The following is an 18,867-nucleotide window of genomic DNA, read 5'->3' on the forward strand; positions in this document are numbered from 1 at the left end:
GATGAACACAAAAAGCGACGACGCGATCGTACGACTGGAAGACGTACACCTTTCCTTCGGCCAGACCGAGGTGCTGAAGGGCATCGACCTGACCGTCAACAGGGGCAATGCGGTTTCCATCATCGGCCCCTCCGGCTCGGGAAAGTCGACGATCCTGCGCTGCATCAACGCCTTGGTAGCGCCGCAACGCGGCCGCATCACGGTCGGCGGCACCCGCGTCGACCGACTGACCACGGAAAGCGAGCGCATTGCGCTGCGCAAGCGCGTCGGCATCGTCTTCCAGCAATATAATCTCTTTCCTCACCTGACTGTGCTGGACAATATCGTGCTGGCCCCGACCCGCATCCTCGGCGTCGCGCGGGGCGAAGCAGAAAAACTTGCGCGCGAACTGCTCGAAAAGGTGCGGCTCTCCGAAAAAGCAGGCGCCTACCCCGGCCAGCTTTCCGGCGGCCAGCAACAGCGCGTGGCGATTGCCCGCGCGCTGGCGATGAAGCCGGAACTGGTGCTGTTCGACGAGGTGACCTCGGCGCTCGACCCCGAGACGGTGGGCGAAGTGCTGTGGGTGATCCGCGACCTCATCCGCGACGGCATGACCAGCATCCTGGTGACCCATGAAATGCGCTTCGCCGAGGAGATCAGCGACACCGTCGTCTTCACCGAGAACGGACGCATCGTCGACCACGGTTCCCCTGAAGAAATATTCCATACGTTCGACAATCCCCGTATCCGCCAGTTCGTCGGGGGCCTTGCCGGCGGGCGCGGAATGGAGCGCGGCGAAGGCATTTAGGATATTGTCATGACGAGAACATTCGCACCTCTGACTTCGGCATTCGCCGAGGCGATCATCTCCTCGGACCCGTTGAAGGATTCCGCGGCGATGGACGCGGCCCGCCTGGCGATCATCGATTTTCTCGCCTGCGCGATTGCCGGCGCCCGAGACGACACGACCGGCCTTCTGGCCGATGCCGTCGGGGCCAATCTGCCGGGTGAGGCGATCCTGATTGGAAGCGGGCGCCGAACCGATCCGCTGGCAGCGGCGGTCGTCAACGGCTATACCGGCCATGTGCTCGACTATGACGACGTGCATGCAAGCGTACGTGGCCATCCGACTACGGTGATCGTCCCGGCGCTGCTGGCGCTGGCCGCCGAGCGCGCGTTTTCGGCTGAGGCGCTGGTCGCCTCCTATATCGTCGGGCTCGAAGCCATGGCGCGGCTGGGCTTATCGCTCGGATCGAAGCACTACGAGACAGGTTTCCATGCCACGGCAACGCTCGGCACAGTGGGCGCGGCAGCCGCAATTGCCCATCTGATGCGCGCCTCTGCGGACGAGACCGCCATTGCACTGGGCCTCGCAGCAACGCAGTCGTCTGGCCTGCGGCTGCAGTTCGGCACCGACGCCAAACCGTTTCATGCCGGCATGGCGGCGCGATCCGGTCTCCTGTCGGCGCGATTGGCGGCTGCTGGTTTTGGTGGCGCGTCCGATTTCCTCGACAGTCCGGTCGGCTTCCATTCGGTCTTTGCCTTTGGCGCCGAACACTTGTCTGCCTTGACCGAGAACTGGGGCTCGCCCTGGCAGATCGCGGCGCCCGGGCTGACGCTGAAGGCCTATCCCTGCTGCACCGCCAGCCATCCGGTCGCTTCTCTCGGCATCGATCTCCACGGGCAAGGCCTGCGCGCAGACGCAATCGAGCGCATCACCTTCACCTATCCGCCGGGCGCCGATGCAGCCTTGGTGGTGAGCGAGCCCACAAATGGGATCGAGGCGCGCTTTAGCCCGGAATACGTATTCGCGGCAGCCCTCATCGACGGCGCCTTGCGGCTCGATCATTTTGACGGGCAGCCGGTCGAGCCACGGCTGATGACGCTCGCCGGACGCGCCGGCCGCCGCCATGACGAGGCCGCGCCGCGCATGTCGAGCGATCCGCAGACCCGCTTCGTGATCGTCGATATCGCCCTTGCCGACGGCAGCACGATACAGCGCCGTTTCGACGGCCTGCCGGGGCTGACCGATCCAACGGAAAAATTTCGCGACGCAACCGGTCGCCATCCGGCCTTCGCCGACATCCCATCACTCGTCCGGACAATGCAAAGCACCGCCGACCTTCGCCAACTCCTAGCGCTGCTCAACCAAGACGCCGCCCAAAACCTCGTTTGACGAAAGATTTTGCCATGACCCGCAAGAGAGAAATCCATCTGGGCCTGTTCCTGCAAGGGGCCGGCCACCACGTATCCGGATGGCGTCATCCTCACGCCGAGGCGGGAAGCGAGAATTTCGACCTATTGAGGCGCGTGTCCGAGATCGCTGAAGCGGCGAAATTCGATATGGTCTTCCTGGCCGATGGATTGACCAGCGGCGTCGATGCGCATCCCTCGACGATCGCCCGTTTCGAACCGCTGACGCTGCTTTCCGCGCTGGCCGTGGTGACCGACAAGATCGGGCTGGCGGCAACGGCGTCCACGACCTACGGCGAGCCCTACCACACCGCCCGCGCCTTCGCCTCGATCGACCATCTGAGCCACGGCCGCGCCGCCTGGAATATCGTCACGACCTCCTATGCCCGCACGGCGAACAATTTCTCCAAGGCCCATCCCGAGCATGACGAGCGCTACGCCGTGGCCGAGGAATTTGTCGACGTCGTGCGCGGCCTCTGGGACAGCTGGGACGACGATGCCTTCATCAAGGACAAGCAGAGCGGCGTCTACGCCGACCCGACCAAGCTCCGTGTCCTCGATCACAAAGGCAAGTATTTCTCCGTCAAGGGGCCGCTGAATATTCCCCGTCCACCACAGGGCCACCCGATCCTGATCCAGGCCGGCTCGTCCGGGCCGGGCCAGGATCTTGCCGCCCGCACGGCAGACGTGGTGTTCACCGCGCAGCAGAGCCTCGAAGAGGCGCAGGCTTTTTACAGAAGCCTCAAGGAGCGTGTCGCTCGTTTCGGACGCCAGCCGGACGACGTCGCCGTCATGCCGGGCTTCCTGCCGGTGATCGGCCGCACCACCAAAGAAGCCGCGGACAAGCTTGCAGAACTCGACAGGTGGACGGACATCAAAAGCGCCATGCCGCTTCTGGAAGAACGCATCGGCCACAGCCTTGCCGAATACGATCTCGACGGCCCGCTGCCGGATCTGCCGATTTCCGACCAGTTGCGCAGCCGCGCCGAACTGCTGACGGCGCTGGCAAGGCGCGAGGATTTGACCATCCGGCAGCTGGCGCTGCGCGTTGCTGCCGGCCGCGGCCATCATATCGTCCTTGGCACGCCGGTCGAAATCGCCGACAGGATGCAGCAGTGGTTCGACAGCCGCGCCGCCGATGGCTTCAACGTCATGCCGCCCTTTTTCCCCGGAGGCCTGGAAGACTTCACGCAGTTGGTCGTGCCGATCCTGCAGGAACGCGGCCTGTTCCGCACCGAGTATCGCGGCTCAACTCTTCGCGAACATCTCGGCCTCGCGCGGCCTGCGCCAATTTCGCCCTAACTCTACGAAATATTGGTTCCTGCACAATTCAAAATGCTACAGCGTCTTAAAAGACGCGAAACAGGAGCCGGCAGGTCGAACATGAACCTTCATCTCGAAAAGGACGACGATCCGCGCACCCGCCAGTTCATCGACGGATATAACCAGGTTTCCGACGCGGCGCTCAGAACACCTGAATTCGCGAGCGATCGCGATGCAATCAAAGCGCTGATCGAGCGGCAGGACCGGCTGATCGTGCCGATGCGCCGCGGCGCGTGGCTGTTCGATTTCCGGCAGAGCAAGGACAATCCTCTCGGCGTCTGGCTCCGTCTTCCCGATGACCAGGAACCGCTGCCGGACGCCGACTGGGAGTCGGTCTTCGATCTCGATGCCTTCTGTGCCAGCGAAGGCAAGCGCTGGAACTGGCGCGGCGTCGTCACCTGCCCGTGGGAGCCGACGCGGGTGCTGCTCACACTTTCGGACGGCGGCTCCGACCTTCTCCGGCTGCTCGAATTCGACGCCGAGAGCAAACAGATCGTCGAGGGCGGCTTCGATACGCCGGCCGCGCGATCGCACGCCAACTGGCTGAGCCGCGACGAAATCTGCTATTTCGGTTCGATCGACCGATTTTCGGCGACCCGCTCCGGATGGCCACGGGTCGGGCGGCGATTGAAGCGCGGGCAGCGGCCGGAAGATGCCAGCGTCATGTTCGAAGCCGCAAACGAGGACGTCTACGGCTTCAATCTCGTCATCGACACTGCCCTGTCAGGCGCTTCGGCGGATGCCGGATTGATCGACATTTTCGTCGCCGCCCATGAGATCGGCGTGGCCAGCGCTTTCCTGATCGGCGAGGACGGCACGCAGCGGCGGATCGATCTGCCCAAGGAGGCGGACTTCCAGTTCAATCGCGATCATTGCCTCTGGCGGGCAAAGACCGATGAGCGCGTTCCCACCGGCAGCCTCGTGCTGCAGCACTTCGACCCCAGTTCGCAGACGGCTCCGCTCGGGCCGGCGCGGATCCTGTTTCAGCCTGGCGAGGGCCAGTCGATCTCGCAGATGATGCTGATGCGCGAGTGGTGCGCCTTCATCATCTCCGATCGGCTGCGTCCACGTCTTCTGGTGCTAGACCTGACAAAGCCCGATGCCGAACAGCGCGAGATCGCGCTGCCGGCGGACATGCAGACGGCTCATTTCAGGCCGCTCTATGCCGATCTGCATCTTGGCGACGATACGCTTTACATCATCGGCCAGGGCTTCCTGCAGCCACCGGCCTGTTACCGCCTCGAGCTGTCGGACCGCAGCAAGGAGGCCGAGCCGATTTTCGTCGCCGCAGCGCCGAGCTATTTCGATGCGACCGGTATGTCATCCGAACTGCTGGAGGCCGTTTCCGAGGACGGAACCAGGGTTGCCTACCGGCTGGTCCTGCCGAAGCAGTGGACCAAGGGCGCGCTGCCGGTGCTGCTTTACGGCTATGGCGGTTTCGATGTTTCGCTGTCGCCGAACTATTCCGGGGTGACAGGACGCTGGCTGGAACAAGGCGGCGCCTATGTGCAGGCCTACATCCGCGGCGGCGGCGAATTCGGGCCTGACTGGTATCGCAGCGCCAAGCGGCAGGGGCGAGACAAAGCGTTTGGCGATTTCGTCGCCATCGCCCGCGACCTTGTCGCCCGCGGCTACACTGTGCCGTCGCGGATCGCCTGCCAGGGCGGCAGCAATGGCGGTCTGCTGACCGGCGTGATGCTGACGCGCTACCCACAAGATTTCGGCGCCGTCTGGTGCCAGGTGCCGGTGCTCGACATGACACGCTTTCACCTGTTCAGCGCAGGGCAAGCCTGGATGGACGAATACGGCGATCCGGAGATTTCAGCGGACCGGGATTTCATGCTCAGTTATTCGCCGCTTCACAATGTCAGGCCGGCCACCGAGATCACCTATCCGCCGATTTATATCGAAAGCTCGGCCAATGACGACCGCGTGCATCCCTCGCACGCACGCCGCTTCGCGGCGCGGCTGGAGGAAGAAGGGCACCGGCCGCTCTTCCATGAATTCGGCTCAGGCGGGCACGGCGGCGACGGCAATTCCGAAGAGCGCGCTGCCCGCGCCGCAATCGGTTACAGCTTCCTTCGCCAAACTATCATGAGGTAAGACGGCCATCATGCGGTAGGATACAATTGAATGAAGGAGGAGAGCTTGTCGGCGCGCCTCTTTCTGCTACAAAGCGCAATAAATCATACTTTTCATACAGGCTGGAAAATACCATGTCCCCAATCAACCTCGCCATCGTCGGCGTCGGCAAGATCGTCCGCGATCAGCACCTTCCCTCGATCGCCAAGAACGCGGATTTCGAGCTCGTCGCCACGGCAAGCCGCCACGGCACCGTCGAAGGCGTCAAGAGCTATACGACCATCGAGGCGATGCTCGACGCCGAGCCTTCGGTCGATGCCGTTTCGCTCTGCATGCCGCCGCAATACCGCTATGAGGCAGCCTATAAGGCGCTTGTCGCCGGCAAGCACGTCTTCCTGGAAAAGCCGCCCGGCGCAACGCTGAGCGAAGTGGCCGACCTCGAGGCGCTTGCGAGTAAGCAGGGTGCGTCGCTGTTTGCCAGCTGGCATTCGCGCTATGCGCCGGCTGTCGAGGCCGCCAAGGCGTTTCTAGCTTCGACGACGATCAAAAGCGTGCACGTGATCTGGAAGGAGGATGTCCGCCAATGGCATCCGAACCAGGATTGGATCTGGCAAGCCGGCGGCCTCGGCGTTTTCGATCCCGGCATCAACGCTTTGTCGATCGTCACCCATATCCTGCCGCGGCCGATCTTCATCACCGAGGCCGTGCTCGAATTTCCCGAGAACCGCGATGCGCCGATCGCTTCCGACATTCGCTTCCGCGATGCCGGCGGTCTGCCGGTTCATGCCGAATTCGACTGGCGCCAGACCGGCAAGCAGAGCTGGGACATCGTGGCGGAGACGGCAGCCGGCCAGATGGTTCTCGCCGAGGGCGGCGCCAAACTTTCTATCGACGGTGCGCTGACCTTCGCCGAGCCGGAGCAGGAATATCCCTCGCTCTACCGCCGCTTCGCCGAAATCATCAAAGCCGGCAAATCGGATGTCGATCTCGCGCCGCTGCGCCACGTCGCCGACGCCTTCATGCTCGGCAAGCGGAAATTCGTGGACGCGTTCCACGACTGAGTCCTTGGCGGCCGGGGATCGTGCTGCTCAATATCCTCACGAATCGATGACGACAAAGGCTTGAAGCGGTAACGCGCCACTGCGGCGGTGAAACGCTCAAGCCTTCTTCTCCCACCGCCCCTCCGGCGTCTGCTGCCAATAGGTGAGGTTATGCCCCTCGCCTTTCAGCTTCTTCCATTGCGCTCGGGCGGCCTCCAGTTGCTCCTGGTCGTGACCGTCGAACATGAAGACAACGCGCTCATAGGCATCGACCGGCGGCGGCTCGGCGCCGTCGATGATGAAACGCACAGTCGCAGCATTGGCATTGTCAGGTGTCACCGTCAAAAGCACCGGCTGGCTTTCGGCGAAATCGCCCTCGTCGGTGCCGTGCGGCAGGAAGCTCTCCTCCCGGAACGTCCAGAGATGCGCGTCGAGAGCATCGCGCCGCGCCGGCTCTCGCGTCTGGACGGCGACATGCCAGCCGCGCTCGACGCTTTTGTCGATCAGCGGCGGAAGCGCGTCTTCCAGCCTGGTTTCGGTCAGATGATAAAAGAGAACGTCCGTCATCAGGCTTCATAATGGGCGCGAACGAGCTCGTCGAGCAGGCGCACGCCGAATCCGGAACCCCAGGACTGGTTGATCTCATCCTGCGGTGAGCCCATCGCCGTGCCGGCGATATCGAGATGCGCCCAGGGCGTGTCCTGGACGAAGCGCTTGATGAAATGCGCCGCAGTGATTGAGCCGGCCTGGCGGCCGCCGGTGTTCTTCATGTCGGCGAACTTGCTGTCGATCAGCTTGTCGTAGTCCTTGCCGAGCGGCATGCGCCAGAGCTTCTCGTTTGTGGAAAGGCCGGCTGCCGTCAGTTGGGCGGAAAGCTGGTCGTCATTGGAGAACAGGCCGGCATGCACACTGCCGAGCGCCACGACGATGGCGCCGGTCAGCGTGGCGAGATTGATCATGAACTGCGGCTTGAAACGATCGTTGCAGTACCAGAGGGCATCGCAGAGCACGAGCCGGCCTTCGGCATCGGTATTGATCACCTCGATGGTCTGGCCGGACATCGAGGTGACGATATCACCCGGACGCTGGGCGTTACCGTCAGGCATGTTCTCGACCAGGCCGATAATGCCGATGGCATTGACGGCGGCCTTGCGGGCGGCGAGCACATGCATGAGGCCGGTGACGGCTGCGGCACCGCCCATATCACCCTTCATGTCTTCCATGCCGGCGGCCGGCTTGATCGAAATGCCGCCGGTATCGAAGACGACACCCTTGCCGACGAAGGCGATAGGACGATCCTTGCCCTTGCCGCCCTTCCACTGCATGACTGCCAGGCGCGGCGGACGTACGGAGCCCTGGGCGACGCCGAGAAGGGCGCCCATGCCGAGACGGCGCATCTCCTTCTCCGTCAGGATTTCCACTTCGACGCCGAGCTTTTCCAGTTCCTTCGCCTTGGCGGCAAACTCGACGGGGCCAAGCACGTTCGGTGGTTCGTTGACGAGGTCACGGGCAAGATTAACGCCGCCGGCAATCGCTTCGGAATCGGAAAACGCCTTTTTGGCGCCATTCGGATCGGCGGTGACGATCGTCACCTTGACGGATTTCGCCGCCGTTTCCTCGTCGTCACTCTTCTTCGTCTTGTAGGTATCGAAGCTATAGCCGCGCAGCAGCATGCCGAGCGCGAAATCGGCCGCCGCGCGCCCGCTCGTCTCGAGGCCAGGCACGTCGATGAAGACAGCGGCCTTGTCGGTATTCTTGATTCTCGCCGCCGCAATACCGCCGGCCTTCAGCCAGTCATGGGCGGTGAGGCCGGCGGCCTTGCCAAGCCCGATGACGACGATGCGCTCGACGGGTGCGCCTTCGGGGGCGACAATATCGAGCGCGCTCATGGATTTCGCGGTGAATCGGGCGATCCGGGTAGCCTTGGCAACCACGCCTGCCGGATCGACCGTTTCGGTGCCTGCGGCGCTGTCGGCCTCGGCAGTCTTCAACAGGATCGCCAGGCCGCCATTGAGCTTTGCCGATTTTGAGAATGCAATTTCGAACTTCGCTGACATGTCTTCTCCGCTGGGATTCTTTGAAATCCGTCCGTGGCGGATAATTTCGCGTTTGGCGGGTCTGTCAATGGCTTGCGACAATTGTTATGGTCAGCCACGGCCATCAAGGCCTTCATGTTTTCGTCAGTTTCGTAGATATTCGCGTTGACAATTTTTTCGAAAAATCGCTGGCGGGGCCTAGCAATCCGCCTGCCGAAAACGACTTTCGGCGCATTCATGCTGCTGTTCTGGACGTGGTGGGCGCTGCTTATCGTCTTCCGCGCCTTCCCCGGGATAGACATCTATTTTTCCCAGCTTTTTTTCGTCCGAGCAGATTGCGACGCGGCTGCCGCCGCCGGCAGCATCTGCGGCGGCTTTCCGTATCGCGACTCGGGGAACTTCGACCTGCTGCGCACCGTCTTCTTCCGCCTGCCCTATGTCGTGGCGATCGTGATGGTGTGGAAACTCATCGAATGCCACCAGCAACATGGCGCAACCTTCAACGCCGAACGGGTGCGCAAACTGAACGTCGGCCTCGGAACGCTGCTGATTGGGCCAGTGCTGCTCGTCAATGTCGTCCTGAAGGAACACTGGGGTCGGCCGCGGCCGATACAGACGGATTTTTTTGGCGGTGCGCTGCATTTCGTCGAGGCGGGTTCGCTTGCCGGAAAATGCGTTTCGAACTGCTCATTCATCTCAGGCGAGGCCGCGAGCGCCGGTTGGCTTTTCTGCCTTCTGCTCTTCGTTCCAAAATCTCTGCGCTATGCACTGGCAGCGCCCGTGGCGGCAATCTCGATCCTCACTCCGGCGATGCGGCTATCCTTCGGCGCGCACTACCTCTCCGACGTCGTTCTCGGATGGCTTTCGTCGCTTGTCGTCTTCGCCGCGTTGCTGGCGTTAACTGAGTCGCAACAGCATCGAAAAAATTCTGAAATTTGAATGAATTTTTGACACCAGCTTGTCGCAAAAGCGCGACAAAGAGCGTAGAGGGATTCTCCTGCAAAGCCGTTTGGGCGTGCAGGTGCTTTCAAGGGCAGGCATGAAACTACTCGAGACATACATATTGCGGCGCGTCGGCCAGATGTTTCTCGTGGCGCTCCTGCCCGTTCTGGCGATCATTTGGACGACTCAGGTTTTGCAGCGCATCAATCTGGTCACCGATAGCGGCCAGTCGATCGGCTCGTTCGCCAAGCTCGCCACGATGATCCTGCCGTCGATCATTCCCGTCGTGCTGCCCTTCGCCCTCGTTATCGCGATCACTCAGACGCTGACGACGATGAACAACGATTCCGAGCTCACCGTCATCGACGCGGCCGGCGCGCGGCGCAGCGTGCTGATCCGCCCGATCCTGCTGCTTGCCGCCGTCGTCAGCGTTTTTTCCTTCTTTGTCGACAACGTCGTCGAGCCGCGGGCAAAAACCGTCGTGCGCCAGATGATCGCCGAGACCTATGCCGACCTGCTGTCTTCGGTGATCGAAGAAAAGACCTTCCGCAAGCTGGATGAAGGCCTCTATGTGCAGATCTCGAAGCGGATGGCCGGCCGCATGCTGAAGGGCCTTTTCGTCGCCGACGAGCGCGACCCGGCCTACGAGCTGATCTATTATGCGAAGGAAGGCGCCGTCGACGATACGGGCACGACGCTGATCATGCATGAGGGTGAAGTGCACCGCAAAACACCCGATGGCAATGTCTCGGTCATCAATTTCGATTCCTATTCCTTCGACCTCTCGGATATGACGGAGAACCGCGGCCAGGCGACGCTGCGGGCCAGCGACCGTGACCTGTGGTTCCTGATCAATCCGGATCCGGCCGACAAGGATTATACGATCCGACCGCTGAGCTACCGCGCCGAACTGCATCGCCGGCTGACGGACTGGATTCTGCCTGTCGTCTTTGCCCTGTTTTCGCTGGCGATTGCCGGCGATGCGCGCTCGCACCGCGAAGCGCGGCTGCATCCGATGGTGAGCGCGCTTGCCTATGCCTTCGCGCTGCGATGGGCGGCGTTCTACGCTGCCAATCAGATCGACACCGACCCTGAATATATCGTCGTTCTCTATGCCATACCGATCGTCAGCGGCATTATCTCGATCGCCTTCCTCGGCCTGCACAAACGACTGGCCATCCCTTCGTTCATCCGGGACCGGATTTCGTCTTTCTGGAGACGGGGGCAAGAAAGGCTGTTTGCCGCGGCCGGCAGGACCGGCGGGGATGCGGCCCAATGATATTCGGGACATTGTCGCGTTATTTCTTTCGCCGCTACCTGGTGACGATGGGCTGGTTCGTGATCGGCGTCTCGGCGATTTCCTTCCTCCTCGATTTCAGCGAGACGGCGGGCCGCATGTCCGGGCTGCCCGGCTACACGATCGGCGGCGGCATCCTGATGACCGCCGTGCGCCTGCCGCTCATCCTGCAGCAAACGGTACCCTTCATCGCGCTGTTCGTCGGCATGACGGTGCTGATCGGGCTCAACCGCAAATATGAGCTCGTCGTCACGCGCGCAGCCGGTATTTCGGTCTGGCAGTTCATGTTTCCCTTCATCGCCGGCTCGCTGCTGCTTGGCCTGCTGACGATGACGGCTCTCAATCCGCTTGCCGCCTGGGGACAACGCCAGGCGCTGCTCGTCGAATCGGACTGGCGCGGCGAGAACGCGGTACTGCGCAAGGCGCCGCAGATTCCGTGGCTGCGCCAGATCAGTGGCCGGGACGATGTCATCATCGGGGCCCAGACGGTTCAGGAGAACGGAACCAAGCTGATCGACGCCGTGCTGATCCATTTCGATTCAAGCGGTCAGGTCATTCTGAGACAGGACGCCGCGACGGCAAAATTGGAAGATGGTTACTGGCAACTTAACAACGTTGTCGAGCGCAAGCCTGGCGAAATCCCCGTGCGTAAAGCTTCGGTTCAACTTCGCACCAATCTGAAACAGGACTTCGTCCAGGAGCGGCTGACAGCGCCGGAAACAATTGGTTTCTTTGACCTTTCCAACCGCATTGCCGCGGCCAAATCCTTCGGTATCTCGACCAAGGCGCTGGAGACGCAATTCAACTCCCTGTTGTCCCAGCCTCTGCTGCTGGTGGCGATGACTTTCATTGCTGCAACAGTGTCCCTAAAATTTAGCCGGTTCAACCAATCCCGCTCCGTGATTCTGGGTGGCATCCTTTCGGGCTTCATGCTTTATGTCATCACCGTGCTTGTAAAGGCATTCGGAAGCAGTGGAGTTGTGCCCCCCTTCGTGGCGACGTGGATACCGGTGATCGTCGCGCTGGCTTTGGGTGCGACAATTCTGCTTCATCAGGAGGACGGCTAGTGGCGGCAGGCGACCGCAAGTATTTTAGTAAACAGTTGGTTGCCCTGCTTGTCGGCGCGACTCTATATTCCTATTTCGGCAGCGCTCCGGTCTCCTACGGCCAGGTCAGCGCGCCCGACCAAACGATTGGAAAGAAGATTCCTGCAGAAGCCAAGCTTCTGCTTTCGGCCAATGAACTCGTCTATAACCGTGACGCCGATCTGGTGTCGGCGGTCGGCGGCGTGCAGATCAATTATGCCGGCTACAAAATGGTCGCGCAGAAGGTCGAGTACAATCAAAAGACCGGCCGGATGATGGCAGTCGGCAATGTCGAGCTGGTCAGCCCCGACGGCAACCGCATCTATGCCGACAACCTTGATGTGACCGACAATTTTGCCGACGGGTTCCTGAACTCGCTGCGCATTGAGACCGCCGACAATACCCGTATCGTCGCCGAAAGCGGCGAGCGTGTCGGCGGCACGATGATGATTCTCAACAAGGGCGTCTACACCGCCTGCCTTCCCTGCGCCGAAGATCCGAAGCGCGCGCCTTTCTGGCAGGTCAAAGCCAAGCGCGTCATCCAGAACGGCGTAACGCACACGATCCGCCTGGAGAGTGCGCGCTTCGAGCTGCTCGGCCATCCGATCGCCTTCCTGCCGTTCATCGAAGTTCCCGACAATACGGTGAAGCGCAAATCGGGCTTCCTCTTCCCGACGATGAGCCTGTCGCAGAATCTCGGCTTTGGTCTTTCCGTTCCTTATTATTACGTGATCTCGCCGAGCATGGACGCGACGGTCACCGGCACCGGCTACACCGCCCAGGGCTTCCTCATCGAAGGCGAATTCCGCCAGCGCTTCGAAAACGGCACGCATATCCTGCGCGTCGCCGGCATAGACCAGGCAAAGCCGGACAATTTCAGCTCCGGCACCAGCGATGCCGAGGCCAGTCAGCGTGGCATGGTGGCCTCGAAGGCCGAATTCCGTATCAATCCGCGTTGGACGTTCGGCTGGGACGTCATGATGCAGAGCGACAACAATTTCTCGAAAACCTACAAGCTGCGGGACTTCAGCGGCACGGATCGCACCAACCAGATCTACCTGACGGGACTTGGGAAACGCAATTATTTCGACATGCGGGCGTTCTATTTCGACGTCCAGGATGCCGATCGGACGAACACGGCCGAAAAGCAGCAGGCGATCGTCTATCCCTCGCTCGACTATCACTATGTAGCGCCGCAGCCGCTTGCCGGCGGCGAACTGTCGGCCGATGTCAATCTGACGAATATTTCGCGCACCCATGACGACTTTTATACCGTCGACGGATTCGATCGCTTCCGGGGCCTGAAGGGCCAGACGTCGCGACTGACCACCGAGCTGCAGTGGAAGCGCACATACGTCACGCCGACCGGCCTGGTGATCACGCCGCTTCTGGCCGCACGCGGCGACGCCTTCGCGCTGAATATGGACGACCCCACAGGTTACACCGGCAACTACAGCGACAGCAACTCCGCCACCCGCTCGATGTTCACCGCCGGGCTGGAGATGCGTTATCCGATCCTGATGACGACGGATAACAGCACCCATATCCTCGAGCCGATCGCGCAGATCTATGCCCGCCCCGACGAGCAGCTCGCAGGCCGCCTGCCGAACGAAGATGCGCAGAGCTTCGTCTTCGACGCCACGTCACTGTTCGACCGCGACAAATTCTCGGGCTACGACCGCGTCGAAGGTGGCACCCGCGCCAATCTCGGCGTGCAGTACACCGGTACGTTCGACAGCGGTTACAAGCTGCACGGCATCTTCGGCCAGTCTTATCAGATCGCCGGCCAGAACTCCTTTGCCACCGATGATCTCGTCAATGTCGGTGCGGATTCGGGCCTTGAAACCACTCGCTCCGACTATGTCGGCCTCGGCGGCATCGAGACACCGTTCGGCGTTTCCGTGACGGGCTCGTACAGGCTCGACGAGAAGAATTTCGAGTTTCGCCGCGGCGACCTGACGACGGCCTACCAGAACGACACCTTCTCCACGCAGATGACCTTCACCCATCTCAGCGCCCAGCCGGAATATGGCTTTGCCGAGGATAACGACGAACTCCAGACAAACAGCAGCGTCAAGTTCAAGGATTACTGGTCGATCTTTGGCGGCATCGCCTGGGACCTGAACAATGATGTGATCAGTCGCCGGACGATCGGCCTGTCCTATGACGACGAATGCACGATCTTCACGATCGCGTATACCGACCGCAGGGATTCCGACGACGAGACGGCAAGCGACTGGACGATCGGCGCACGGCTGACCTTCCGCACGCTCGGCGACATCAAGATCGGCTCAGATACCCTTCAGTGATGGGCGGGCGGCGCAAACATGGCCTGAAGCCATTCTTTCGCCGTAAGCCTGTGCAGGACATTGCCGCCAGTCGATATCTGAGGCATAGGGGATTCGCGCCGTGGTGGAAGCGAATGTCCGCGTGTCTCGCACTGTGGTAAGAACGCCGCGAACAACGTCTCGCGACGCTATCGGGAGGTCAACGGATGATTGACGCGAAAAAAGCTATAACCACGTTCCTCGCCGGGGCGGCGCTTGCCTTGCTGACGGGTGTTGCCGCTCCAGCGCTTGCGGCAAGTGAAGTCAAGGCCGTGGTGAACGGCACCGCCATCACCAGCGGCGATGTCGCCAAGCGCCAGGCGTTTATGCGTCTGCAGCATTCGAAGGCCGATGCCAAGGCCGCCGAGGAGCAATTGATCGACGAGGCGCTCAAGCGCCAGGAGGTTTCCCGCGTCCATATGTCGGTTTCGCAGCAGGACGTCGACGCGTCTTTCGCCCGTTTTTCCAGCGGCAACAAGCTTTCCGTCGAGCAGATGTCGCAGATCCTCGATCGCGCCGGCGTTGGCGTCGACCATTTCAAGGGTTTCATCGCCGTGCAGATGAGCTGGCCGCGGGTCGTCAACGCGCGCTACGGTTCGGCCTCACGGATGTCGAACTACGATCTCGTCTCGCGCATGATGCAGAACAACAAGCAAAAGCCGGTGACGACCGAATATATGCTGCAGCAGATCATCTTCGTCATTCCGCAAGCCAAGCGCAACGCCATCACCGGCAAGCGCAAGGGCGAGGCCGAGGCGTCGCGCTCGAAGTTTCCGGGCTGCGACCAGGCAAAGGTCTTTGCCGCAACGATGCGCGACGTTTCCGTGCGCGATCTCGGCCGCATGCTCGCCCCTGAGATCCCGCCGGATTGGAAGCCGCTGGTCGAGCAGGCCAAAGGCAATACGACAGGGACCCGCGTTACCGACAAGGGCGTCGAATACCTGGCAATCTGCAGCCAGCGTCAGGTTTCCGACGACCAGGCGGCCGAAATGGTGTTCCGCCAGGAAGATCTCGGCAAGTCCAAGGGCGACAAGGACGCCAGCCCGGAAAACGACAACAGCAAGAAATATCTGGATGAACTGCGCAAAAAGGCGCAGATCGCCTATCGCTGACCGACGATGACGATACCGTTTTCGCGACCGCTTGCGCTGAGCCAGGGCGACCCCGCCGGCATCGGGCCGGATATTACCCTGATGGCTTGGCTCCGGCGGCGTGAACTCGGGCTGCCGCCTTTCTTCCTGATTGGCGATCCCGAGGTAATGGCGTTGCGAGCCCGCCAGCTCAACCTTTCGGTTGCGATCGGCGAGACGGACAAGGCCAGCGATGCCGCCGGGATGTTTGCCGATGCGCTGCCCGTCATGACAGTGCCAGCAGGCATCGAAGTGGTGGCTGGCGAGCCGCATGTGGCAACGGCGAAGGCCACGATCGCGGCGATCGAAAAAGCCGTCTCGCTTGTCATCAACGGCGAGGCGCTCGCGGTCGTTACCAATCCGATCTCCAAGGCAGTGCTTTACGAGGCAGGTTTCCGGTTTCCCGGCCATACCGAATTTCTCGCCGATCTCGCCGCCAGGGCGACCGGCCGGCCGGTGACGCCTGTGATGATGCTGTCAGGACCAAAACTCCGGGCCATCCCGGTCACCATCCACATTCCGGTTCGGGACGTGCCGCAGGCGCTGACCGGCGAACTGATCGTGGAAACCTGCCGGATCGCCCATCAAGACCTGAGGCAGCGCTTCGGCATCGCGGCGCCGCGGCTCGCCGTTGCCGGCCTCAACCCGCATGCGGGCGAAGGCGGGACGATCGGCAAGGAGGACGAGGATGTCATCCGCCCGGCGATCGAGCGGTTGCGCGACGAGGGCATCGATGCGATCGGCCCCCTGCCCGCCGATACGATGTTCCATGACGAGGCGCGGGCGCGCTATGACGTCGCCGTCTGCATGTATCACGATCAGGCGCTGATCCCGGCCAAGGCGCTGGGTTTCGACGACAGCGTCAACGTGACGCTCGGGCTTCCCTTCGTGCGCACCTCGCCGGATCACGGCACCGCTTTCGGCATTGCCGGCAAGGGACTGGCGCGCGAGCAAAGCCTTGTTGCGGCGCTGAAGCTTGCCGCCCAGCTTGGCCGCAGCGCGGAAAGCCGCCGCTGATGGCAGCACTCGATGGCCTGCCGCCGCTTCGCGATGTCATCCAGCGTCACGGCCTCGACGCGCGCAAGGCGCTCGGGCAGAATTTCCTGCTCGACCTCAACCTGACGCAGAAGATCGCCCGGACGGCGGGCGCCCTCGAAGAGGCGACCGTCTTCGAGGTCGGCCCGGGCCCCGGCGGGCTGACGCGGGCGATCCTGGCGCTCGGCGCCAGGAAGGTTATCGCCGTCGAGCGCGATACACGCTGCCTGCCGGCACTTGCCGAGATCGCCGATCATTATCCCGGCCGGCTGGAGGTGATCGAAGACGATGCGCTGAAGACCGATTTCGAAGCCTTGGCGCCGGAAGGCCCGATCAAGATCATTGCCAACCTACCCTACAATGTCGGCACGCAGCTTTTGGTCAACTGGCTGCTGCCGAAGGCCTGGCCGCCGTTTTGGCAGTCGCTGACGCTGATGTTTCAGAAGGAAGTCGGCGAGCGTATCGTCGCCTGCGAAGACGACGACCATTACGGCCGCCTCGGCGTGCTCTGCGGCTGGCGGACCGAGGCGCGCATGGCCTTCGATGTGCCGCCGCAAGCCTTCACGCCGCCACCGAAGGTAACGTCGACGGTCGTGCATCTGACACCCCGCGAAAACCCTATCCCCTGCGCTGTCAGCAATCTGGAAAGGGTGACGCATGCGGCCTTCGGCCAGCGTCGCAAGATGCTGCGTCAAAGCCTGAAACCGCTCGGCGGTGAGAGCCTGCTCGTCAAGGCCGGGATTGATCCGGCCCGGCGGGCGGAGACCCTGTCCGTCGAGGAATTCTGCCTTCTTGCAAACAGCCTTTAGGAGTTGTAAGAAAATTGCACCCCGCCCTTGATTAAAGCGACGGCGTCTCTTCCAGCAACTCGCGGACGAAGTCGAACATGCCATGGCGGCGGTCGCGGCGCAGGCGTTCGGCTTTGACGATCGACTGGACGGCATCGAAGGCAGCGTTGAGATCGTCGTTTATGATGACGTAATCGTATTCGCGCCAATGGGCGATCTCGGCGCGGCTGTTGGCGAGGCGTGTCTGGATGACCTCCTCGGAATCCTCGGCGCGGCGATGCAGCCGTGACTGCAACTCGGTCATGGTCGGCGGCAGCACGAAGATCGAGACGACGTCGGCCGACATCTTCTCCTGCAGTTGCTGGGCGCCCTGCCAGTCGATATCGAAGAGCATGTCGCGGCCCTCGGCCATGGCCTGCTCGACCGGCTCGCGCGGCGTGCCGTAGAAATTGCCATGCACCTCGGCCCATTCGAGCAGCTCGTCGCTATCGCGCAACCGCTCGAACTCGCGCACGCTCTTGAAGTGGTAATGCACATCCTCGACTTCGCTCGGGCGGCGCTGGCGCGTGGTGACGCTGACGGAGAGGCCGATTTGCCTGTCCTGCTCCAGTAGCGTACGCGCGATGGTGGACTTGCCGGCGCCCGACGGCGACGAGATAACAAGCATCAGACCGCGGCGGGCGATCTGGACGGGCGAGGATTTCGCCGGTTTCATGTCCTACTCCAAATTCTGGACCTGCTCGCGGAACTGGTCGATCACGACTTTCAACTCGATGCCGGCGGCGGTGACCGCCGAGGCATTCGACTTCGAGCAGATGGTATTCGATTCGCGGTTAAATTCCTGTGCAAGGAAATCGAGCCTGCGCCCGGCAGGGCCATCTTTCACCAGGAGATCGCGCGCTGCGGCGACGTGCGCCTTCAGACGATCGATTTCCTCGCGCAGATCCGCCTTGGTCGCCAGCAACGCAGCTTCGGCATGCAGCCTGTCGCGGTCGAGCGCGGCCATGCCGTCCATCAGCAAGGCGACCTGCGCGGCCAGCCGTGCGGCGATTTCCTGCAGCGAGCGTGAGGGATCGGCCGCGATCGCGCGCGTCAGGCCTTCGATCGTCGTGACATGGTCGAGCAGAATGCCGGTCAGCGCCGCCCCTTCCTGTTCCCGCATGGCTCTCAGATCGGAAAGCGCGGCCGACAGGCCGGCTGCGATATCGGCGTCACGGGCGGCTAGCGCCTCCTCGCCATCCTCGCTTTCGCGGAATTCGACGATGCCGCGCACCAGAAGCAGTGTGTCGAGCTTCAGCGGCGCCGGATCAATGATCCCGTCCAATTGCTCGCGCATGGCAAGCACCGCGGCAAGCGCTTGCCTGTTCAGCACAGCCTCGAAGCGGTTCTCGTCGGCGGTGACGGAGAGCGATGCCTGCAGGTTACCGCGGCTGAAGCTTTCGCCGGCGAGGCGGCGGACGTCAGCCTCCATGCGTTCGAGGCCGGGTGGCAGACGCAGCCGCAAGTCAAGGCCCTTGCCGTTGACCGAGCGCAGTTCCCATGCCCAGCGCCAGCGGCCGCTCGTTCCCTCGCGCCGGGCAAAACCGGTCATGGACTGCAAAGCCATCCGA

At 62.2% G+C, this 18,867-nt stretch carries 16 protein-coding genes; 12 read left to right on the top strand and 4 right to left on the bottom strand.

What is annotated here, in order from left to right:
* Position 1: 1 nt before the first annotated feature.
* The 5 genes from RCCGE510_RS01290 (at position 2) to RCCGE510_RS01310 (ending at position 6,638) form a co-directional block, all read left to right on the top strand.
* The gene (locus tag RCCGE510_RS01290; RefSeq protein WP_037077479.1) at positions 2–787 is read left to right on the top strand and encodes an amino acid ABC transporter ATP-binding protein; all 786 of its coding nucleotides are present in this window, start codon (positions 2–4) and stop codon (positions 785–787) included.
* Between the two features lie 9 nt (positions 788–796).
* Positions 797–2,155: an MmgE/PrpD family protein gene (locus RCCGE510_RS01295; RefSeq protein ID WP_037077445.1), complete on the top strand. Its 1,359-nt coding sequence runs from the start codon at positions 797–799 to the stop codon at positions 2,153–2,155.
* 14 nt (positions 2,156–2,169) lie between these two features.
* Complete coding sequence (locus tag RCCGE510_RS01300) at positions 2,170–3,474, top strand: LLM class flavin-dependent oxidoreductase (protein WP_007626395.1); 1,305 nt, start codon at positions 2,170–2,172, stop codon at positions 3,472–3,474.
* 81 nt (positions 3,475–3,555) lie between these two features.
* Positions 3,556–5,598, top strand: a complete 2,043-nt coding sequence (locus tag RCCGE510_RS01305; protein ID WP_007626397.1) for a prolyl oligopeptidase family serine peptidase — start codon at positions 3,556–3,558, stop codon at positions 5,596–5,598.
* 113 nt (positions 5,599–5,711) lie between these two features.
* Complete coding sequence (locus RCCGE510_RS01310; protein ID WP_007626398.1) at positions 5,712–6,638, top strand: Gfo/Idh/MocA family oxidoreductase; 927 nt, start codon at positions 5,712–5,714, stop codon at positions 6,636–6,638.
* Positions 6,639–6,734: 96 nt separating this feature from the next.
* Here the strand turns inward: RCCGE510_RS01310 and RCCGE510_RS01315 are convergent, their stop codons facing one another.
* A complete protein-coding gene (locus RCCGE510_RS01315; protein ID WP_007626399.1) occupies positions 6,735–7,184 on the bottom strand; it encodes a DNA polymerase III subunit chi in 450 nt (149 codons plus the stop codon).
* Positions 7,184–8,674 carry a leucyl aminopeptidase gene (locus RCCGE510_RS01320; RefSeq protein ID WP_007626400.1) on the bottom strand — a complete coding sequence of 497 codons (1,491 nt, stop codon included), beginning with the start codon at positions 8,672–8,674 and terminating at the stop codon, positions 7,184–7,186. Before RCCGE510_RS01320 ends, RCCGE510_RS01315 begins: the two co-directional genes overlap by 1 nt.
* A 144-nt stretch (positions 8,675–8,818) precedes the next feature.
* Here RCCGE510_RS01320 and RCCGE510_RS01325 point away from each other — a divergent pair, with 144 nt between their 5' ends.
* The 7 genes from RCCGE510_RS01325 to rsmA all read left to right on the top strand — a co-directional run bounded on the left by RCCGE510_RS01325 (position 8,819) and on the right by rsmA (position 17,278).
* Positions 8,819–9,592, top strand: a complete 774-nt coding sequence (locus RCCGE510_RS01325; RefSeq protein WP_007626401.1) for a phosphatase PAP2 family protein — start codon at positions 8,819–8,821, stop codon at positions 9,590–9,592.
* 100 nt (positions 9,593–9,692) lie between these two features.
* A complete protein-coding gene (lptF, locus tag RCCGE510_RS01330) occupies positions 9,693–10,874 on the top strand; it encodes an LPS export ABC transporter permease LptF (protein WP_007626402.1) in 1,182 nt (393 codons plus the stop codon).
* Positions 10,871–11,959 carry an LPS export ABC transporter permease LptG gene (gene lptG / locus RCCGE510_RS01335; protein ID WP_007626403.1) on the top strand — a complete coding sequence of 363 codons (1,089 nt, stop codon included), beginning with the start codon at positions 10,871–10,873 and terminating at the stop codon, positions 11,957–11,959. Before lptF ends, lptG begins: the two co-directional genes overlap by 4 nt.
* Entirely contained in the window at positions 11,959–14,286 is a 2,328-nt protein-coding gene (locus tag RCCGE510_RS01340) for an LPS-assembly protein LptD (RefSeq protein WP_007626404.1), read from the top strand. The genes lptG and RCCGE510_RS01340 overlap by 1 nt, the downstream gene beginning before the upstream one ends.
* A 185-nt stretch (positions 14,287–14,471) precedes the next feature.
* Positions 14,472–15,416 (top strand): peptidylprolyl isomerase, encoded by a 945-nt coding sequence (locus RCCGE510_RS01345; protein ID WP_007626405.1) that lies wholly within the window; start codon positions 14,472–14,474, stop codon positions 15,414–15,416.
* Positions 15,417–15,422: 6 nt separating this feature from the next.
* A complete protein-coding gene (gene pdxA, locus RCCGE510_RS01350) occupies positions 15,423–16,451 on the top strand; it encodes a 4-hydroxythreonine-4-phosphate dehydrogenase PdxA (protein ID WP_007626407.1) in 1,029 nt (342 codons plus the stop codon).
* A complete protein-coding gene (gene rsmA / locus RCCGE510_RS01355) occupies positions 16,451–17,278 on the top strand; it encodes a 16S rRNA (adenine(1518)-N(6)/adenine(1519)-N(6))-dimethyltransferase RsmA (RefSeq protein WP_007626409.1) in 828 nt (275 codons plus the stop codon). Before pdxA ends, rsmA begins: the two co-directional genes overlap by 1 nt.
* Positions 17,279–17,309: 31 nt before the next feature.
* Here the strand turns inward: rsmA and gmk are convergent, their stop codons facing one another.
* Both gmk and RCCGE510_RS01365 read right to left on the bottom strand, forming a co-directional pair.
* The gene (gene gmk, locus RCCGE510_RS01360) at positions 17,310–17,972 is read right to left on the bottom strand and encodes a guanylate kinase (protein WP_007626411.1); all 663 of its coding nucleotides are present in this window, start codon (positions 17,970–17,972) and stop codon (positions 17,310–17,312) included.
* A 3-nt stretch (positions 17,973–17,975) separates the two neighbouring features.
* Entirely contained in the window at positions 17,976–18,863 is an 888-nt protein-coding gene (locus tag RCCGE510_RS01365) for a YicC/YloC family endoribonuclease (RefSeq protein WP_007626413.1), read from the bottom strand.
* Positions 18,864–18,867: the final 4 nt, after the last annotated feature.

It is taken from the genome of Rhizobium sp. CCGE 510 (assembly GCF_000292525.1).
Taxonomy (GTDB): Bacteria; Pseudomonadota; Alphaproteobacteria; order Rhizobiales; family Rhizobiaceae; genus Rhizobium.

Bases quoted from the DNA above. Each gene is read 5' to 3' on its own strand.
- RCCGE510_RS01305 (WP_007626397.1), top strand. From the start codon at position 3,556: ATGAACCTTCATCTCGAAAAGGACGACGATCCGCGCACCCGCCAGTTC.
- RCCGE510_RS01320 (WP_007626400.1), bottom strand. From the start codon at position 8,674: ATGTCAGCGAAGTTCGAAATTGCATTCTCAAAATCGGCAAAGCTCAAT.
- RCCGE510_RS01365 (WP_007626413.1), bottom strand. From the start codon at position 18,863: ATGGCTTTGCAGTCCATGACCGGTTTTGCCCGGCGCGAGGGAACGAGC.
- RCCGE510_RS01345 (WP_007626405.1), top strand. From the start codon at position 14,472: ATGATTGACGCGAAAAAAGCTATAACCACGTTCCTCGCCGGGGCGGCG.
- RCCGE510_RS01295 (WP_037077445.1), top strand. From the start codon at position 797: ATGACGAGAACATTCGCACCTCTGACTTCGGCATTCGCCGAGGCGATC.
- rsmA (WP_007626409.1), top strand. From the start codon at position 16,451: ATGGCAGCACTCGATGGCCTGCCGCCGCTTCGCGATGTCATCCAGCGT.
- pdxA (WP_007626407.1), top strand. From the start codon at position 15,423: ATGACGATACCGTTTTCGCGACCGCTTGCGCTGAGCCAGGGCGACCCC.
- lptG (WP_007626403.1), top strand. From the start codon at position 10,871: ATGATATTCGGGACATTGTCGCGTTATTTCTTTCGCCGCTACCTGGTG.
- gmk (WP_007626411.1), bottom strand. From the start codon at position 17,972: ATGAAACCGGCGAAATCCTCGCCCGTCCAGATCGCCCGCCGCGGTCTG.
- lptF (WP_007626402.1), top strand. From the start codon at position 9,693: ATGAAACTACTCGAGACATACATATTGCGGCGCGTCGGCCAGATGTTT.
- RCCGE510_RS01310 (WP_007626398.1), top strand. From the start codon at position 5,712: ATGTCCCCAATCAACCTCGCCATCGTCGGCGTCGGCAAGATCGTCCGC.
- RCCGE510_RS01290 (WP_037077479.1), top strand. From the start codon at position 2: ATGAACACAAAAAGCGACGACGCGATCGTACGACTGGAAGACGTACAC.
- RCCGE510_RS01315 (WP_007626399.1), bottom strand. From the start codon at position 7,184: ATGACGGACGTTCTCTTTTATCATCTGACCGAAACCAGGCTGGAAGAC.
- RCCGE510_RS01300 (WP_007626395.1), top strand. From the start codon at position 2,170: ATGACCCGCAAGAGAGAAATCCATCTGGGCCTGTTCCTGCAAGGGGCC.